This window comes from Mycolicibacterium sp. lyk4-40-TYG-92 (assembly GCF_030209435.1).
Taxonomy (GTDB): domain Bacteria; phylum Actinomycetota; class Actinomycetes; order Mycobacteriales; family Mycobacteriaceae; genus Mycobacterium.
Genome location: NZ_JARVRX010000001.1, coordinates 807,320 through 824,400, shown reverse-complemented (window position 1 = coordinate 824,400; position 17,081 = coordinate 807,320). Strand labels below are relative to the sequence as shown.

At 67.8% G+C, this 17,081-nt stretch carries 16 protein-coding genes; 2 read left to right on the top strand and 14 right to left on the bottom strand.

Translation table 11 applies throughout. The annotated features are described in order from the left end of the window. Position 1: 1 nt before the first annotated feature. From QRN63_RS04135 to QRN63_RS04125, 3 genes are read right to left on the bottom strand one after another with little or no spacing between them, the layout of a single operon-like run. On the bottom strand, positions 2-634 hold the full coding sequence (locus tag QRN63_RS04135; protein WP_285029565.1) for an MBL fold metallo-hydrolase: 633 nt from the start codon (positions 632-634) through the stop codon (positions 2-4). Further along, positions 631-1,716: an S-(hydroxymethyl)mycothiol dehydrogenase gene (locus QRN63_RS04130; protein ID WP_285029564.1), complete on the bottom strand. Its 1,086-nt coding sequence runs from the start codon at positions 1,714-1,716 to the stop codon at positions 631-633. Before QRN63_RS04130 ends, QRN63_RS04135 begins: the two co-directional genes overlap by 4 nt. Before the next feature lie 46 nt (positions 1,717-1,762). Beyond that, complete coding sequence (locus tag QRN63_RS04125; protein ID WP_267318473.1) at positions 1,763-3,811, bottom strand: NADH:flavin oxidoreductase; 2,049 nt, start codon at positions 3,809-3,811, stop codon at positions 1,763-1,765. A gap of 164 nt (positions 3,812-3,975) precedes the next feature. Between QRN63_RS04125 and QRN63_RS04120 the strand changes: the two genes are divergently transcribed. After that, positions 3,976-5,373 carry an L-serine ammonia-lyase gene (locus QRN63_RS04120; RefSeq protein ID WP_285029563.1) on the top strand — a complete coding sequence of 466 codons (1,398 nt, stop codon included), beginning with the start codon at positions 3,976-3,978 and terminating at the stop codon, positions 5,371-5,373. A gap of 27 nt (positions 5,374-5,400) precedes the next feature. Then, the gene (locus QRN63_RS04115; protein ID WP_267318475.1) at positions 5,401-5,640 is read left to right on the top strand and encodes a hypothetical protein; all 240 of its coding nucleotides are present in this window, start codon (positions 5,401-5,403) and stop codon (positions 5,638-5,640) included. 6 nt (positions 5,641-5,646) lie between these two features. Here QRN63_RS04115 and glmM read toward each other — a convergent pair whose 3' ends face one another. The 11 genes from glmM to QRN63_RS04060 all read right to left on the bottom strand — a co-directional run bounded on the left by glmM (position 5,647) and on the right by QRN63_RS04060 (position 17,049). Continuing rightward, positions 5,647-6,984, bottom strand: a complete 1,338-nt coding sequence (gene glmM / locus QRN63_RS04110; protein ID WP_267318476.1) for a phosphoglucosamine mutase — start codon at positions 6,982-6,984, stop codon at positions 5,647-5,649. Positions 6,985-7,072: 88 nt separating this feature from the next. Then, complete coding sequence (rpsI, locus tag QRN63_RS04105) at positions 7,073-7,540, bottom strand: 30S ribosomal protein S9 (RefSeq protein WP_410506098.1); 468 nt, start codon at positions 7,538-7,540, stop codon at positions 7,073-7,075. 11 nt (positions 7,541-7,551) lie between these two features. After that, a complete protein-coding gene (gene rplM, locus QRN63_RS04100; RefSeq protein WP_020101494.1) occupies positions 7,552-7,995 on the bottom strand; it encodes a 50S ribosomal protein L13 in 444 nt (147 codons plus the stop codon). A gap of 177 nt (positions 7,996-8,172) precedes the next feature. Continuing rightward, complete coding sequence (locus QRN63_RS04095; RefSeq protein ID WP_285029562.1) at positions 8,173-9,447, bottom strand: HAD family hydrolase; 1,275 nt, start codon at positions 9,445-9,447, stop codon at positions 8,173-8,175. Between the two features lie 15 nt (positions 9,448-9,462). Continuing rightward, positions 9,463-10,239 carry an ethanolamine ammonia-lyase subunit EutC gene (gene eutC, locus QRN63_RS04090; protein WP_285029561.1) on the bottom strand — a complete coding sequence of 259 codons (777 nt, stop codon included), beginning with the start codon at positions 10,237-10,239 and terminating at the stop codon, positions 9,463-9,465. Further along, positions 10,236-11,645, bottom strand: a complete 1,410-nt coding sequence (locus QRN63_RS04085; protein ID WP_285029560.1) for an ethanolamine ammonia-lyase subunit EutB — start codon at positions 11,643-11,645, stop codon at positions 10,236-10,238. Before QRN63_RS04085 ends, eutC begins: the two co-directional genes overlap by 4 nt. Beyond that, positions 11,642-13,087, bottom strand: coding sequence for an ethanolamine permease (eat, locus tag QRN63_RS04080; protein WP_267318480.1), 1,446 nt, complete (start codon positions 13,085-13,087; stop codon positions 11,642-11,644). The genes QRN63_RS04085 and eat overlap by 4 nt, the downstream gene beginning before the upstream one ends. Positions 13,088-13,324: 237 nt before the next feature. Beyond that, a complete protein-coding gene (gene adh / locus QRN63_RS04075; protein ID WP_285029559.1) occupies positions 13,325-14,848 on the bottom strand; it encodes an aldehyde dehydrogenase in 1,524 nt (507 codons plus the stop codon). A 113-nt stretch (positions 14,849-14,961) separates the two neighbouring features. Further along, on the bottom strand, positions 14,962-16,254 hold the full coding sequence (locus QRN63_RS04070; protein ID WP_410506095.1) for a GAF domain-containing protein: 1,293 nt from the start codon (positions 16,252-16,254) through the stop codon (positions 14,962-14,964). 162 nt (positions 16,255-16,416) lie between these two features. After that, entirely contained in the window at positions 16,417-16,713 is a 297-nt protein-coding gene (locus QRN63_RS04065) for a WXG100 family type VII secretion target (protein WP_285029558.1), read from the bottom strand. Between the two features lie 12 nt (positions 16,714-16,725). Continuing rightward, entirely contained in the window at positions 16,726-17,049 is a 324-nt protein-coding gene (locus QRN63_RS04060; protein WP_285029557.1) for a WXG100 family type VII secretion target, read from the bottom strand. Positions 17,050-17,081 lie beyond the last annotated feature (32 nt).

Below are 17,081 nucleotides of genomic sequence, written 5' to 3'. Positions count from 1 at the left end.
ATCAGTGGCCGCGGGCGATCCACTCCGCCAGATGCGGGGCCTCGGCACCGACTGTGGTGTGGTCGCCGTGGCCGGTGTGCACCCGGGTCTCGTCCGGCAGCGTCAGGATCGAATCCCGGATGGAGTCGATGATCGTCGGGAAGTCGCTGTAGGACCGCCCGGTGGCACCGGGCCCGCCGTTGAACAGGGTGTCGCCGGAGAACAGCGCACCGGCCTCCGGCAGGTACAGGCATACCGATCCCGGCGAGTGTCCGGGGGTGTGGATGACTTCGATCTCGGTACCCGCGACACCGATCCGCTGGCCGGCGTCCAGGTTCCAATACTTCTCATCGGGATGGCTTGCCTGCCAGAGCATGTCGTCGCCGGGATGCAGCAGAATCGGCGCATGCAACTCGTACGCCAGCTCCGGGGCGACGGTGACATGATCGTTGTGCCCATGGGTGACGACGACCGCCACCACGTTGCGGCCGGCGACGGCCTCGACGATCTGGGGCGCGGTGTGGGCGGCGTCGACGATGACGACCTCGGAGTCATCGCCGATCACCCACACGTTGTTGTCGACGTCCCACGTGCCGCCGTCGAGACTGAAGGTCCCGGAGGTGACGACGCGGTCGATGCGGAGCTGTCCGCTCACAGCACGACCACCGAGCGCAGCACGTTGCCCGCGTGCATGGTGTGGAACGCGTCTTCCACCTCGTCGAGCTTGATGCGTTCGGAGACGAAGCGCTCCAACGGGATTCGCCCCTGCTGGTAGAGGTCGACCAGCATCGGGAAGTCGCGCTCGGGCAGGCAGTCGCCGTACCAGGAGGACTTGAGCGACCCACCGCGGGAGAAGAAGTCGACCAGCGGCATCTCCAGCGTCATGTCCGGGGTCGGCACGCCGACGAGGACGACCGTGCCGGCGAGGTCGCGGGCGTAGAACGCCTGCTTCCAGGTTTCCGGGCGACCGACGGCGTCGATCACGACATCGGCACCGAAGCCGCCGGTGAGTTCCTGTACCGCCTCGATGGTGTCGGTTTCGGCGGCGTTGATGGTGTGGGTGGCGCCGAGTTCCATGGCCCACTCCAGCTTTCGCGGATCCCGATCGACCGCGATGATCTTGCCCGCGCCCGCCAGCCGCGATCCCATGATGGCGGCGTCGCCGACGCCACCACAGCCGATCACCGCCACCGAGTCGCCACGGGAGACATTGCCGGTGTTGACTGCCGCGCCGAGCCCGGCCATCACGCCGCAGCCCAGCAGGCCGACCACGGCCGGATCCGCGGTGGCGTCGACCTTGGTGCACTGCCCGGCGTGGACCAGCGTCTTGTCGGCGAACGCTCCGATACCCAGCGCCGGGGTGAGCTCGGTGCCGTCCTCCAGCGTCATCTTCTGGGTGGCGTTGAAGGTGTCGAAGCAGTACTGCGGACGGCCGCGCTTGCACGCCCGGCACTGCCCGCACACCGCGCGCCAGTTGAGGATCACGAAGTCGCCGACCGCCACCGATTCGACACCGGGCCCGACCTCTTCGACGATGCCGGCGGCCTCATGGCCGAGCAGGAAGGGGTATTCGTCGTTGATGCCGCCCTCGCGATAGGTCAGGTCGGTGTGGCAGACGCCGCACGCCTGGATGTTCACCACCACCTCGCCGGGACCGGGGTCCGGAATCACGATGGTCGTGACTTCGACCGGGGCGCCCTTGGAGCGGGCGATGACACCTCGAACTTGTTGCGGCATAGGGATACTCCTTGTTTGTCAGGGACGTTTCAGGGGACGTGGGCGATCAGAGAACGAGGCAGAGCCGGAACGCGTCGTAGATCGCGGCGTGGATGTTGCGACTCGCGACGGCGTCACCAATCCGGAAGAGCTGGTAGCCGCCCTCGGCGTTGCGCACGACGGTCTGCGGCTGCAGGCTGAGCAGCGCCTGCTGGTCGACTTCGCCGAGATTGGTGGAACCAGGGACCAACCCGAAGTACAGCTCGTCGGACGGCAGCGTGCCGTGTTCGACGACGACGTGGTCGACCATGCGTTGCCGGGTGGCGTGCGCGTATTCGTTGTAGAGGTCCACTTCGAGGCGGCCGTCCTTGCGGCGCACCCCGGTCAGCCGCTCGTTGAGCGTGACGCGCACGTCGTGCTCGGCGAACACCTTGAAGTAGCCGGGGTAGTTCACGCCGCCGACGTCGGGCGCCAATGTCCGCTCGGGAGTGACGAATTCGACGGCGACGCCGCTGCGGGCCAGCACCTCGGCGGCATCCAGTCCGGGGTGACCGCCATTGTCGTCGTAGAGCATGACCTCACCGCGCGGATGCACCGCACCGCACAACACATCCCACCCATCGGTGACGAGATTGGCGCCCTCGGTGAGGAATTCGGTGTTCGGCACCCCACCGGTGGCGACCACCACGATGTCGGGGTTCTCCGCCAGCACCTCGTCGACATCGACGTAACGGTTGGTGCGGATGTCGACGTCGAGCAGCTTGCACTCGTCCAGCCGCCACTCGATGATGCTGATCAGATCGCGCCGGCGCGGAGATGACGACGCGATCCGGACCTGGCCACCGGCCACGTCGGCTGCCTCGAACACCACGACACGGTGGCCGCGCTCACCGAGCACCCGGGCGGCCTCCAGACCCGCCGGCCCGGCCCCGATGACGACCGCCGTCCGCGCCGGCCCGGCCGCCTTGTCGACGCGATGCGGCAAGCGGTCTTCGCGTCCGGTGGACGGGTTGTGGACGCACTTGGCGTCACGGTTCTGGTAGATCTCGTCGAGGCAGTAGGTCGCGCCGACGCAGGGACGAATCCGATCCTCCTCGCCCGCTTGAATTTTCGCGACGATGTGGGGGTCGGCGATGTGCGCACGGGTCATGCCGACGAGGTCGAGCAGGCCGTCGCGGATCGCATGCCGGGCGGTGGCCACGTCATTGATCCGGCTGGCATGCATGACCGGGATCCCGAGATCCTTCTTGACCTGCCCGGCGAACGACAGGTGCGGGGCGACGGGGGTACCCATCGGCGGGATGACGCGCGAGAGTGCCTCGTCGCTGGCCATGTAGCCCTTGATGACGCTGATGAAGTCGATACCTTCGGGTACGAGGCGTTTGGCGATCTCGATGCCGTCCTCGTACTGCAGCCCGCCGGGCAGGTCCTCATCGAGTGACATCCGGATACCGACCGCGAAGTCCGGTCCGGCGGCCTCGCGCACGGCGCGAATCACCCTGAGCGGGAAGCGAAGCCGATCCTCCATGCTCCCCATGCCGTACTCGTCGTCGCGGTGGTTGGTCAGCGGCGACCAGAAGGCGTCGAGCAGGTGGGTGTAGGCCTCGATTTCGATGCCGTCCAGGCCGGCCGCGCGGCAGCGCTCGGTGGCGTCGGCGTATGCCTTGACGATGCGGTCCATGTCCCACTCCTCGGCGACCTTCGGGAAGGACCGGTGGGCGGGTTCGCGGATGGCCGACGGATACACCACGGGCAGCCAGTCACCGTCGTAATTGCTCGTGCGCCGGCCCAGGTGGGTGATCTGGCACATGACGGCGGCACCGTGCTCATGGACGCCGTAGGCGAGCTCGCTCAGCCAGGGCACGATCTCGTCCTTGTAGACGTGCAGATTGCCGAAGGCCGAGGGGCTGTCTGGCGCGACGACCGCGGAGCCGCCCATCATGGTCAGCGAGATACCGCCCTTGGCCTTCTCCTCGTGATACAGCCGGTAGCGGCGCTTGGGCATGCCGTCTTCGGTGTAGGACGGCTCGTGCGAGGTGCTCACCACGCGATTGCGCAGGGTCATGTTCTTGAGCCGGAAGGGCTGCAGGAGCGGATCGATGAGCTGATGCGCCATGGGCGAGTCCGTTTCTTTCTGCTGGTTCGGACGTTGTTCACACGTCGTCTGCGACCCCACAAGTACCGCTTGACCAGGTACAAATGCTGATCTACCGTATGTGATGTAACTAATATATCACTCGTCTATCAGGCCGTCTATGGACATCGAAAGGGGAAATTCCGATGACCATCAGCGTGTTCGACCTGTTCTCCGTCGGCATCGGGCCGTCGAGTTCGCACACCGTCGGTCCGATGCGGGCCGCCGCCCGATTCGTCGACGATCTGCACACCATCGGCGCCTTCGGCGGCGCCGCCGGGGTCGCGGCCGTCCGCGTCGACCTCTACGGCTCACTGGCCGCCACCGGCGCCGGCCACGGCACCATGACGGCCATCCTGCTCGGCCTCGAAGGCAACCGCCCCGAGGAGATCCGGACAGATGTCATGGAACGGCGCGTCGAGGAGATGCGGGCGAGCGGCCACATCATGCTCGGCGGGCTGCGCCCGATCGCACTCAGCGAGGCCGACATGGTCCTGCGCCCGTTGACGGTGCTGCCCTTCCACCCCAACGGCATGACGCTGACCGCACTGGACGCGCACGGGGCCGAGTTGCACGTGCAGACCTACTTCTCCATCGGCGGCGGCTTCGTCGTCACCGAGGCCGAAAGCCTGCAACCCGCCACCCGGACCGCCACCACCCACGCGCTGTCGTTCCAGTCCGCCAAGGAGATGCTGGAACTCTGCCGCCAACGTGATTGCAGCGTCAGCGATCTCATGCTCACCGTCGAATGCGAGACCCGAACCGCCGATGAGATCCGGGGCCGGCTGCTGCACATCCGCGACGTGATGGTCGAGTGCGAAGTGCGTGGCATCTCCCGCGACGGCTATCTGCCCGGGCCCATGCGCGTGCGCCGCCGGGCCCGCGACTGGTTCGAGCGCCTCAACGCCGAGGACTGGAACAAGCAACCCGAGTTCGCCGAGGACTGGGTCAATCTCGTCGCGCTGGCGGTCAACGAGGAGAACGCGTCCGGCGGCCGGGTCGTCACCGCGCCCACCAACGGCGCCGCCGGCATCGTGCCCGCGGTGATGCACTACGCCGTGCACTACACCCGGGCAGGCAAGCAGGATCCCGACGGCACCGCAGTGCGGTTCCTGCTGACCGCGGGAGCCATCGGTTCGCTCTACAAGGAGCGCGCATCCATCTCCGGCGCCGAGGTCGGCTGCCAGGGCGAGGTCGGCTCGGCCGCGTCGATGGCGGCGGGTGCCCTTGCCGAAATCCTCGGTGGCACACCGGAACAGGTCGAGAACGCCGCCGAGATCGCGATGGAGCACAGCCTCGGACTCACCTGCGATCCCATCCAGGGGCTCGTCCAGGTCCCGTGCATCGAACGCAACGCGATCTCGGCCGGCAAGGCCATCAACGCCGCCCGCATGGCACTGCGCGGCGACGGCGCCCACTACGTCTCACTGGACCAGGTCATCGAGACCATGCGGACCACCGGCGCCGACATGCTGTCGAAGTACAAGGAAACCTCCACCGGCGGCCTCGCTGTCAACGTGCCGGTGAACTACGTCGAATGCTGAATCATGTTGCAGGAGAGGGAGACAACGATGCACCTTGATTGGTACGACCGCGGCATCCTCACCTTCGTGCTGGGCTGCGCGCCGGATGCGGAACCACCCAACGACGCATCCCTGGCGCGGTTCGGGATCACCACACCGCGGGTCATGCGCCGCTTCGACGCCGTCCTCGACGCCGTGCGCTCACACCAGTTCCCGCTCGACGACGCCGACCTCACGCTGGTCCACCAGGCCGTCGACCATCGCGACCACATGCCGCGCACCGGATAAGGCGCGCTAGGGCTGTTCGCTGACGGACTCGGCGACGCGGAACGCCACCATCCGCGCGGTGTCCTCGTCGGCAGCCTCCACCATGACCCGGACCACCTGCTCGGTCCCGGAGGGGCGCAACAGGATTCGGCCGGTGTCGCCGAGCTCAGCCTCGGCTTCGGCGACGGCGGTCTGCACCGCCGGCGCCTGGGCCACCGTGGCCTTGTCCGCGACCTCGACGTTGATCAGCACCTGCGGCAACGTCTTCATGGGTGCACACAGCTGCGCCAGATTCGACCCGGTCTGCGCCATGCGCGACATCAACCGCAGCCCGGTGACGATACCGTCGCCCGTGGTACCCAGCTCGGGCATCACGATGTGGCCGGACTGCTCGCCACCCAGCGAGAACTTTCCGGCACGCAGTTCCTCGAGCACGTACCGATCGCCGACGCCCGTCGTGCGCACCTCGATACCGGCCTCCCGCATCGCCAGGTGTAGACCGAGGTTGCTCATCACCGTCGCAACCAAGGTGTTCGAGACCAGCTCGCCCGCGTCGCGCATGGCCAGCGCCAGCACCACCATGATCGCGTCACCGTCGACCAGGGCGCCCGACGCGTCGACGGCCAGACATCGGTCGGCGTCACCGTCGTGGGCCAGACCCAGGTCCGCGCCGTGGTCGACGACGGCCTGCTGCAGCTGCGCCATGTGTGTGGAGCCGCAGCCGTCGTTGATGTTGAGGCCCGTCGGCTCGGCGTTGATCGCTACAACTGTGGCGCCGGCCGCTCGATATGCCTGTGGGGCCGCGGCCGAAGCCGCGCCGTTCGCGCAGTCGACGACCACCGTCAGCCCGGCCAGCGGCGCTACCGCGGCCTTGGCGGCGTGGGTGAGGTAGCGGTCCAGCGCGTCGGCGGCGTCGAGCACACGCCCGATGCCGGCGCCCGTCGGCCGGGTACCCGGACCGGCAGCGACCAGTTCGGCGATCCGGTCCTCGGTGTCGTCGTCGAGCTTGTGCCCGCCGGTACCGAAAATCTTGATGCCGTTGTCCGGCATGGGGTTGTGCGAGGCGGAGATCATCACGCCGAGCTGCGCGTCATACGAGGCGGTCAGGTAGGCCACGGCAGGGGTCGGCAGCACGCCGGCCCGGAGCACGTCGACGCCCTCGCTGGTGATGCCGGCGATGACCGCGGCCTCCAGCATCTCGCCGCTGGCCCGGGGATCTCGTCCGACGACCGCGACACAACGGCCGGCTCCCGAGGTCGAGCAGAGCCGGCGGGCGGCAGCTGATCCCAGCGCCAACGCCAACTCCGCGGTCAGATCACGGTTTGCGACGCCACGGACGCCATCGGTGCCGAACAGCCGACTCATGGACCTTCTTTCTCCCAGCGAGACCCTCATGAAACGCCGAAGGCGGGCGTGTCCAGACTGCGACACGCCCGCCCACGAGCAGAAACGATCAGCGCTTGCTGTACTGAGGCGCCTTGCGGGCCTTCTTGAGGCCGTACTTCTTGCGCTCGATGGCACGCGGGTCACGGGTCAGGAACCCGGCCTTCTTGAGTGCCGGACGATCCTCGGGCTGAACCAGGATCAGCGCACGGGCGATGGCCAGACGCAGCGCGCCGGCCTGACCCGAGGGGCCGCCACCGTCGAGGTGGGCGTAGATGTCCACCGTGTCGACGCGGTCGACGGTCACCAGCGGGGCCTTGATCAGCTGCTGGTGCACCTTGTTCGGGAAGTAGTCCTCGAGGCTGCGGCCGTCCAGGTTGAACTTGCCGGTGCCGGGCACCAGGCGAACGCGGACGACGGCTTCCTTGCGGCGGCCGACGGTCTGGATCGGGCGGTCGATGTAGACGGGCTCGCGCGGAGCCGACTCTTCGGTCACCTCGAACTCAGGAGCCTCGGTCACTTCGGTCACTTCAGTCACGTCAACTTCAGTCACTGGGCCACCTGCTTGATCTCGTAAGGAATCGGCTGCTGCGCGGCGTGCGGATGATCCGGGCCGGCGTACACCTTCAGCTTCTTCTGCACCTGGCGGGACAGCTTGTTGTGCGGGAGCATGCCGACGATCGCGTTCTCAACGGTGCGGGTCGGGTGCTTCACCAGCTGTTCGCCGATGGAGCGCTTGCTCAGACCGCCCGGGAAACCCGAGTGACGGTAAGCAAACTTGTCGGTGAGCTTCTTGCCCGACAGGGCAATCTTCTCGGCGTTGATGATGATGACGAAGTCACCCTCATCGGAGTTGGGCGTGAACGTCGGCTTGTGCTTGCCACGGAGCAGCTTGGCTGCTTCCACGGCGAGCCGGCCGAGTACCACGTCTTGGGCGTCGATGACGTACCACTGACGCGTGGTGTCACCCGCCTTCGGCGTGAACGTAGGCACAGCTATACCTCTTCTTCTCGGGTTGAGTCCCGGTGCTATCCGGGTGCCGGTCAAGTACGCGACCTGCGAATTCCCGGCGACCGACGGTGACCCGGGAAGCATTGACCTGACGGCCTGCAGCGCACCAACGTGGGAGCTTACCCGGGTGCGTCACCGCAGGTCAAAACGCGGAGCAGGTCAGTACACCCGGTCCTGCTGGTCGGGCACGACGCTACCGTCCGGCCGGTGCAGCGGGCCCTTGGCGCCCGACGGCTCGATGTACCCCTTGGTGGCACAGGCGTAGGGTTCGCCCTGCTTCTTGGGATCGATGAACATCGGGTTGACCAGCCAGTTGCCGCCCGCGTTGTCGTAGGCCGTGCACATCAGCTCGGTCTTGTTGCGGTTCAGCACCAACCGCAGCGCGGTCGCGTCGGTGAGGAACGTGACGTCGGTGTCGGAGTCACCCGCGGCGAAGGCGGCACGCTTGGGCTCGGGTTGTTGGGTGAACGCGGCGGGACCGGTCACCCCGAACACCTCTTCGTTGACGCGGCAGCGCTTGCCCTCGATGTAGGTGATGGCGGGTTCGCCGCCACACGGCACCAGGCGCGACGTCAGCACATCGCCGTCGCGTTCGGTCCGCACACCCATCACGTGGTCGGCCGGGATGTTCAGTTCCTCGGCCCACACCCGCGCCACCGGTTCGGCCGAGGCCGAGATGATCCGCACGTCGAAACCGTTGGCGTGCAAGGTTTCCACCAGGTCGCGCATCTGCGGGTAGTACCGCACCCAGCCGGTCTGCATGCCGCTGCCGACCTTCTGCTCGGTGCCCGCCGGGGCGTCGAGGTTCTCCTTGCGGGCCGTCTTCGCGAACTCGACCACGTCGGCTTCGCGCCACCCGGCCTGCATCTGCGCGGCCCAGGCGTATGCCGGTTCCATCCGCCGGGCGTTGAACCCGGCGAATGCGGTCTCCCCCGCCTTGGTCTTGGCGTCGGTGTAGACCGACACGAGTTCGTCGGCGCACGCGGTGTCGGTGTCGGTCGGCATCGGCTGGCCCGGCTTGGCCGCGGCGCAGGCCCGGGCCAGGGCCGCGACGGCCTGCGGCGTCAGGAACGGGCTGGTGGACGCCCAGTTACCGTCGGCCGGGGCCCGCAGCTTGCCGTTGCGCACCATCCAGAAGAACGTGGCGTCGCCGATGTCGTTCTTGACGATGGTGTTGTCCCAGTCGAACAACGCCAGGGGCGCGCCCGCGTGCACCGAACCGGCGGCGCCGCAAGTGCCCAGTTTGGCGAGCATGGCGTCGATCCGGTCCCGGTTGTCGCCGTACCAGGCGGAGTTCTGCGCCAGCGTCCGGCACGAGGCCTTGGTGGTGGTCGGCGACTGCGCAGCCGGGGTGCTGTCGTGGCTGCTACAGCCGGACATGGCGAGGAGGCCGGCCAGCGCAGCGGCGAAGGCCAGTCGGGTGATGCGGGGCACTGTTCTCCTGTGTGGTCAGGTGAGCTCGGCGGCGCCGGGCGCTTCCAGGGACGTGTCGCGGGACGTGTCCTTGAGGTCGACGCCGGACCGGCCCAGAGCGCGAGCACCGGACACCAACCCCGCCGCGACCGTCGCGGCCTCGGTGTAGCCGAGCCCCTCGGGCGGGTGGATGTTCGAGATGCAGTTGCGGTCGGCGTCGGTGCGCCCCGGCATCGGCAGATGAGTCAGGTAGATGCCCAGGCTGTCCGCCACCGACAGGCCCGGCCGCTCCCCGATGATCACCAGCAGGGTCCGCACCTTGGCGGCCGCGCCGATGTGGTCGCCGAGGGCCACGCGGGCCTGCGTGGCGATCACCGGCGGCGCCAGCGTGTATTGGTCACCCAGCCGCGCCACGAGCTCGGCGAGCAGCGCCGGACCGTGCTTGGCCAGCGCGTAGGGCGAGAGCCCGTCGGCCAGGACGAAGCCGATGTCGGCCGGGGTTTCCGGGACGTCCATGGGCGTAGCCGGCAAGCGGCCCAGGTCGGGGCGGCGCAGGTACTCGCTGCGGGACTCGGCCTGGCTGCGCACCACCGCGGGCTCGCCGATCCCGATCTCCCGGACGCGGGCTGCCAGGGCCTCGACGTCGAGCGGCTCGTGCACAGCGTCGCGGGCGGCGGCGTGGGCCGCGGACAGCTCGAGGACCTCCCGGGTGGGCAGCGCGTTACCGGCGCGGCCCAGCCCGATGCGGGCCTGCGTCGTCTTGCGGAGCTCATCCCAGAACTCTTGGATTGCAAGATCTTCCGTCATCATCATCCCGCCGCGGTGAGCGCCCGCAGCGCCGAGCGCTGCAGATCGAACTTGGTCAGCTTGCCGGCATCATCGGTCATACCGACCTTCTTGAGCCAGGCCTCGAACTCCGGAGCCGGCTTCAGGCCGAGCGTCCGGCGGACCGCCACGACGTCGTGGAACGACAGGCTCTGGTAGCCCAGCATGACGTCGTCGGCGCCGGGCACCGTGATGACGAAGGCGCATCCCGCCGCGGCCAGCAGCGTGAGCAGGGTGTCCATGTCGTTCTGGTCGGCTTCGGCGTGGTTGGTGTAGCAGACGTCGACGCCCATCGGCAGGCCGAGCAGCTTGCCGCAGAAGTGGTCCTCGAGCCCGGCCCGGATGATCTGCCGGCCGTCGTAGAGGTACTCCGGTCCGATGAAGCCGACGACGGTGTTCACCAGCAGCGGGTCCAGCGCGCGGGCGACGCCGTAGGCGCGGGTTTCCAGCGTCTGCTGATCGACGGGCCGGCCACCGGTACCGAGGTGCGCGCCCGAACTCAGCGCCGAGCCCTGCCCCGTCTCCAGGTACATGACGTTGTTGCCGACGGTGCCGCGGTTCAGGGACCGGCCGGCCTCGTTGCCTTCGCGCAGCAGCGCCATGTCGACACCGAAGGCCTTGTTGGCGCCTTCGGTGCCCGCGACGGACTGGAACACCAGGTCCACCGGAGCGCCGGCCTCGATGAGGCCGATGGTGGTGGTGATGTGCGACAGCACGCAGGACTGCGCCGGGATGTCGTAGCGGCTGCGGATGTTGTCGAGCAGCTGCAGCAGGTCGGCGGTGGCCTGCGGCGAGTCGGTGGCCGGGTTGATCCCGATGACGGCGTCGCCGCAGCCCATCAGCAGTCCGTCGAGCACGGCAGCGGCGATGCCGCGCGGATCGTCGGTCGGATGGTTGGGCTGCAGCCGGGTCGCCAAAGTGCCCGGCAACCCGATGGTGCTGCGGAAGGCCGCATGCACCTGCGTGGCCGCGGTGACGGCGATCAGATCCTGGTTCCGCATGATCTTCGAGACCGCGGCCGCCATCTCCGGCGTGATGCCGGGTGCGACGGCCGCGATCTTCGTGGCGGCATCGTCGCCGGCCACCGCGTCCAGCAGCCAGTCCCGGAAGCCTCCCACCGTCAGATGGGAGATTTCCGAAAACGCTTGCTGGTCATGGGAATCCATGATCAGGCGGGTGACCTCGTCGGTCTCGTACGGCACCACCGCTTCGTTGAGGAAGGTGTCCAGCGGAAGCTCGGCCAGTGCCCACGCCGCGGCAGCCCGCTCGGCGTCGTTGTGAGCCGCGCACCCGGCGAGTTCATCACCGGAGCGCAGCGGCGTGGCCTTGGCCATCAAATCCACAAGCCCGTCGAAGGTGTGGTTCACCCCCGAAATCCGCTGGTGGTACTTCATTTCAGCTCGTCCTCGGCTTCTGCGAGCATCGCGAACTCTTCATCAGGAGAGTTTGCCACCAAACGGTGCCGGCTGTAGACCGCAAAGTAGAGCATGAAGGCTGCGAACACCGCGAGGCACAGGCCCACGGCGAACGGGTCGACCAGGAAGGTGGCGATGACCGCGACGACCGCAATGACGAGCGCGAAGCCGGTGGTCGCGATGCCGCCCGGGGTGCGGTACGGCCGCGGCATGTTCGGCTCGCGGCGGCGCAGCACGATGTGGCTGACCATCATCAGGACGTAACTCACGGCGGCACCGAAGACCGCCATGTTCAGCAGCAGGTCGCCCTTGCCGGTCAGCGACAACAGGAAGCCGATGACGCCGGGGACGATGAGCGCCAGCGTCGGCGCCTTGCGGGAGTTGGTCACCGACAGCTGGGTCGGCAGGTAGCCCGCCCGGGACAGGGCGAACAGCTGGCGGGAGTAGGCGTAGATGATCGAGAAGAAGCTCGCGATCAGGCCGGCCAGGCCGATGTAGTTGACCAGCTTGGCGCCGAAGCCGCTGCCGAGCGCCTCGACGAGCGGGTTGCCCGAAGCCGACATCTGTTGCGCGCCACCGACACCCGTGGTGAGCACCAGCACGACGCCGCAGGTGACCAGCAGGACCGTCATCGCCGCGATGATGCCGCGGGGCACGTTCTTCTCCGGGTTCGCGGTTTCCTCGGCGGCCAGCGGCACGCCTTCGATCGCCAGGAAGAACCAGATGGCGAACGGGATGGCGGCCCAGATGCCGAGGTAGCCGTGCGGCAGGATCGCCGAAGACCCGGCCGCGTTGACGTCGACGGCGATGGTGGTCAGGTTGGAGACGTCGAACTGGCCGATGGCACAGACCGCGAAGATCAGCAGGCCCAGCAACGCGATGGCGGTGATGACGAACATCACCTTGAGCGCCTCACCGACACCGGACAGGTGGATGCCGATGAAGAACGCGTAGGCCGCCAGATACACCCACCAGCCGTTGTGAATCCCGAAGAGCCCCAACGATTCCACGTAGGCGCCGATGAACGTCGCGATGGCGGCGGGGGCGATCGAGTACTCGATGAGGATCGCGGTGCCGGTGGCGAAACCGCCCCATGGGCCGAGGGCGCGACGGGCGAAGGTGTAACCACCGCCTGCGGCCGGCAGCGCCGAGGACAGCTCGGCCATGCCCAGCACCAGCGCGAGGTACATGCCGGCGATGATCACGGCGGCGATGGCCAGGCCACCGAAACCGCCGTGTGCCAGACCGAAGTTCCAGCCGGAGTAGTCCCCGGACACCACGTAGCTGACGCCGAGTCCGGCGAGCAGCAGCCAGCCGGCCGTGCCCTTCTTCAGCTGACGTTTCGCGAGGTATTCGTTGCTCTCGACGTGCTCTTCGACACCGTGAGCGGAGTGCTCACTGGGTGGGTTGGTGATGGACACTGCAGGACTCCTGGAAATGGGATGGCTGATGCCGAACTGGCCTGCCTCCAGGAACTATCTGGTGCCGGCCGTGATCATTAAGTCGCCGAACGCATTCGAGATGCGCCGACCGAAGAAAGGAAGCGAGCGCCCGCGCATTCGGGGGGTACGCGGGCGCTCGCGGTTCGTGGGAGCTACGCGCGTGGCTTCCTCGCGCGCATGCTCATCAGAGTGCTCGTTTCCTCGCGCGAGCGCTCGTCAGAAGAACCCCTGGGCCTTCGTCGAGTACGAGACGAGCAGGTTCTTCGTCTGCTGGTAGTGGTCCAGCATCATCTTGTGGTTCTCCCGGCCGATGCCGGACTGCTTGTAGCCGCCGAACGCGGCGTGCGCGGGGTACATGTGGTAGCAGTTGGTCCACACGCGGCCGGCCTTGATGTCCCGGCCCGCCCGGTACGCGACGTTGCCGTTGCGCGACCACACGCCGGCGCCCAGACCGTACAGGGTGTTGTTGGCGATCGAGATGGCGTCGTCGTAGTCCTTGAACGACGTCACCGACAGCACCGGCCCGAAGATCTCCTCCTGGAAGATGCGCATGCCGTTGTGGCCCGAGAAGACCGTCGGCGTCACGTAGTAGCCGCCGTTGAGGTCGCCGCCGAGCTCGGCCCGCTCACCACCGGTGATCAGCTGTGCGCCTTCGGACTTGCCGATCTCGATGTAGGACAGGATCTTCTCCAGCTGGTCGTTGGAGGCCTGCGCGCCGATCATGGTCTCGGTGTCCAGCGGGTCGCCCTGGCGGACGGCCTTGGTGCGGATGGCGGCCAGCGCGAGGAACTCGTCGAAGATGTCGGCCTGAATGAGGCTGCGCGACGGGCAGGTGCAGACCTCGCCCTGGTTCAGCGCGAACATCGTGAAGCCTTCGAGCGCCTTGTCCTGGAAGTCGTCCTCGGCGGCCATGATGTCGCTGAAGAAGATGTTCGGGCTCTTGCCGCCCAGCTCCAGGGTGACCGGGATCAGGTTCTGACTGGCGTACTGCATGATCAGCCGGCCCGTGGTGGTCTCACCGGTGAAGGCGATCTTGGCGATGCGGTTGCTCGACGCCAGCGGCTTGCCGGCCTCGACGCCGAAACCGTTGACCACGTTGACAACACCCGGCGGCAGCAGGTCGCCGATGAGCGAGAACAGGAACATGATCGACGCCGGGGTCTGCTCGGCGGGCTTGAGCACGATGGCGTTGCCGGCGGCCAGCGCGGGGGCCAGCTTCCACACCGCCATCAGGATCGGGAAGTTCCAGGGGATGATCTGGCCGACGACGCCGAGCGGCTCGTGGAAGTGGTAGGCGACGGTGTCGTCGTCGATCTCGGAGATCGAGCCTTCCTGGGCCCGCAGCACGCCCGCGAAGTAGCGGAAGTGGTCGACGGCGAGCGGGATGTCGGCGTTCAGGGTCTCGCGGACCGGCTTGCCGTTGTCCCAGGACTCGGCGACGGCGATGGCCTCGAGGTTCTGCTCCATGCGGTCGGCGATCAGGTTCAGCACCCGGGCGCGGGCTGCCGGGGAGGTCTTGCCCCAGGCGGGCGCGGCGGCGTGCGCGGCGTCCAGCGCCTTGTCGATGTCGGATTCGTCCGAGCGGGCAATCTCGATGAACACCTCACCCGTAACCGGGGTACGGTTCTCGAAGTAGCGTCCGGCAGCGGGTGCCACCCACTCGCCGCCGATGAAGTTGTCGTAGCGGGCCGGGTAGGTCATCACCGAACCCTCGGCACCGGGACGCGCGTAAACAGTCATGGGTTCACTCCTCCAATGGGTGACAAACACAGGTGTGCTGCTGGTCACTAACACTACGGAGAAGTGGGTTGCAACACAGTTGCATCGTTGAACCCGCTGGGCCGCGCCCGGGATCAGCCGAGGTCGGCGTCGAGCCCGGCCAGGTGCCCGACTGCCTGCGCCCGCACCACCGCGTCCGCTGACGGGTGGTTGCGCAGTAACTGCCAGCCGTGCCGGTCGTCGCGGCCGTCGGGCAGGGCCAGCCAACGGCGCAACAGGCCGACGTGACCGGCCGCGGACGCCGACAGCACCGCGGTGCGCAGGCTCTCCCCCAGCTCGGTGCGCAACCGGGCGATCGCCGGTGACACCGACTGCGGCAGCAACGCACCCGTGTAATGGGACAGTGCGGCGTCGACGTCGCCGCGGTGCAGCGCGGCGAAGACGTCGGCGACGTCGCTGTCGATCGGGGTCAGTAGCCGGTAGGGCCGCGACGCCACGTACTGCGCGCCGATGACCCGGCGCAGGCGGGACATCTCGACGCGGATGGTGACCGAGTCAAGATCGTTGTCGTCCAACAACATTGCGAGATGGTCAGCGCTGAGGCCCTCGGGATGACGGCTCAGCAGGACCAGGATGTCGGCGTGCCGGCCGCTGAGGGTGTGCTGACGCGGTTGTCCGTCGTCGCCGGTGGCGACCCAGCGCGGACGATCACCGCCGAGCACCGTCAGGCGGGCCTTGGTCACCGGGTTGGGCGCGGGCTGCAGCAGCCGTTGCAGGGCCAGGTGGTTCTCGATGGCCATCACGGTCGCGCGCACCAGTCCGAGGGTCTGGGCCGAGGCGATCTGGCTGTCACCGGTCAGGTCGACGCAGCCGATGAGCTCGCCCGTCGTCGGATCGTGCACCGGCACCGCGGTGCAGGTCCAGGGCTGCACCAGCCGGGCGAAGTGCTCGGAGCCGTGGATCTGCAGTTCCCGGTCCAGGGCCAGCGCGGTACCCGGGGCGTTGGTGCCGGCGCTGCGCTCGCTCCAGTCGGCGCCGGGCACGAAGTTCATGGCCTCGCCCCGGCCCAGAGCCGTCTTGTCGCCCTCGACCCACAGCAGGGTGCCGTCGGCGGCGGCCACCGCCACCATGACACCGCTGTCCATGGCGTCTTCGACCAGGAGTTTCCGGATCACCGGCAGGGCGGCGGCGATGGGTTGTTCGGCGCGCAGCTGATCCAGGGTCTTGGGGACGACGGGCGTGAACTGCGCGCCGCCGAGGTCCGGGTCGACGCCCGTGGCCAGGCTCCGGCGCCAGCTGTCGGCGATGACGGGGCGGACGGCGGCGGGGTCGAGGTGCTGGGCGTCGATCTCGCCGGTGACGAACCGCTGGTGTACCGCGCGCAGCGTCGAGCCGGCCGGCGACCCCTCGGTGCGGCTGGTTCCCACGACACTCACACTCCTCGCAGGTCGGATACACACCTGCGTGGCCGCCAGGGTAGTCGACCTGGGTGTTCCAAGACACAAGTTGGTCCTGAGCGCGGCCATGACTGTGTGGCCCCGCCCCCGGCTCTCCTCCGGGGACAGGGCCACACAGGGCTTGAGGTGGGGCTAGAAGATCCAGTCGCCCGCCGCGCGGCGGTCGGTCGCCGCGATGTCATCGGCACCGTCGCGGACGGCGTTGCCGAGACTGTGCAGGATGTCGTTGAGGGCGGCCGCCGACTGATTCCAGCGGGCCTGTTCGGCCTGGAACGCTTCGGCCGCCTCGCGGGTCCACGTCTGTTGTAGGGGTGCGACCAGGTTCCGGAGCTCGTCCAGCGACGTGTTCATCCGTGCCGATGTGGCATGGATTTGTTGACGGACGGTGTATTCGATCTCGCCGAAGTGGTACGACAGTGCCGGTTGCATGTGTATGTCCCGTCAGATCGCGTGGCCGGTGGCGCCGATGCGCTGGGCATGGTCGTCAGCCGCCTGACTCAGCACCGCCGCGTTCGAGCGGATGGTCTCGGCGATACGTTGCAGTGACGCATGAAGTTTCATCGATTCGCCGTTCCACCGGTTCACCACGTCCTGGAATCGGGTCGCCGCGGCACCGCCCCACACCGTCGGCGGGATGGCCGTCATCTGACCGATGAAGTTGCCGAGCATGGCCCGAATCTCCTCGTTGCGGACCTCGACCTTGCCGGCAATCCCCGTCATCAGGTCGAAATCTGTAGTCAGAGCGCCATTTTCCGGAGCTGTCATGATTTCCTCTCCATTGGGTTTGATTGTTCAGA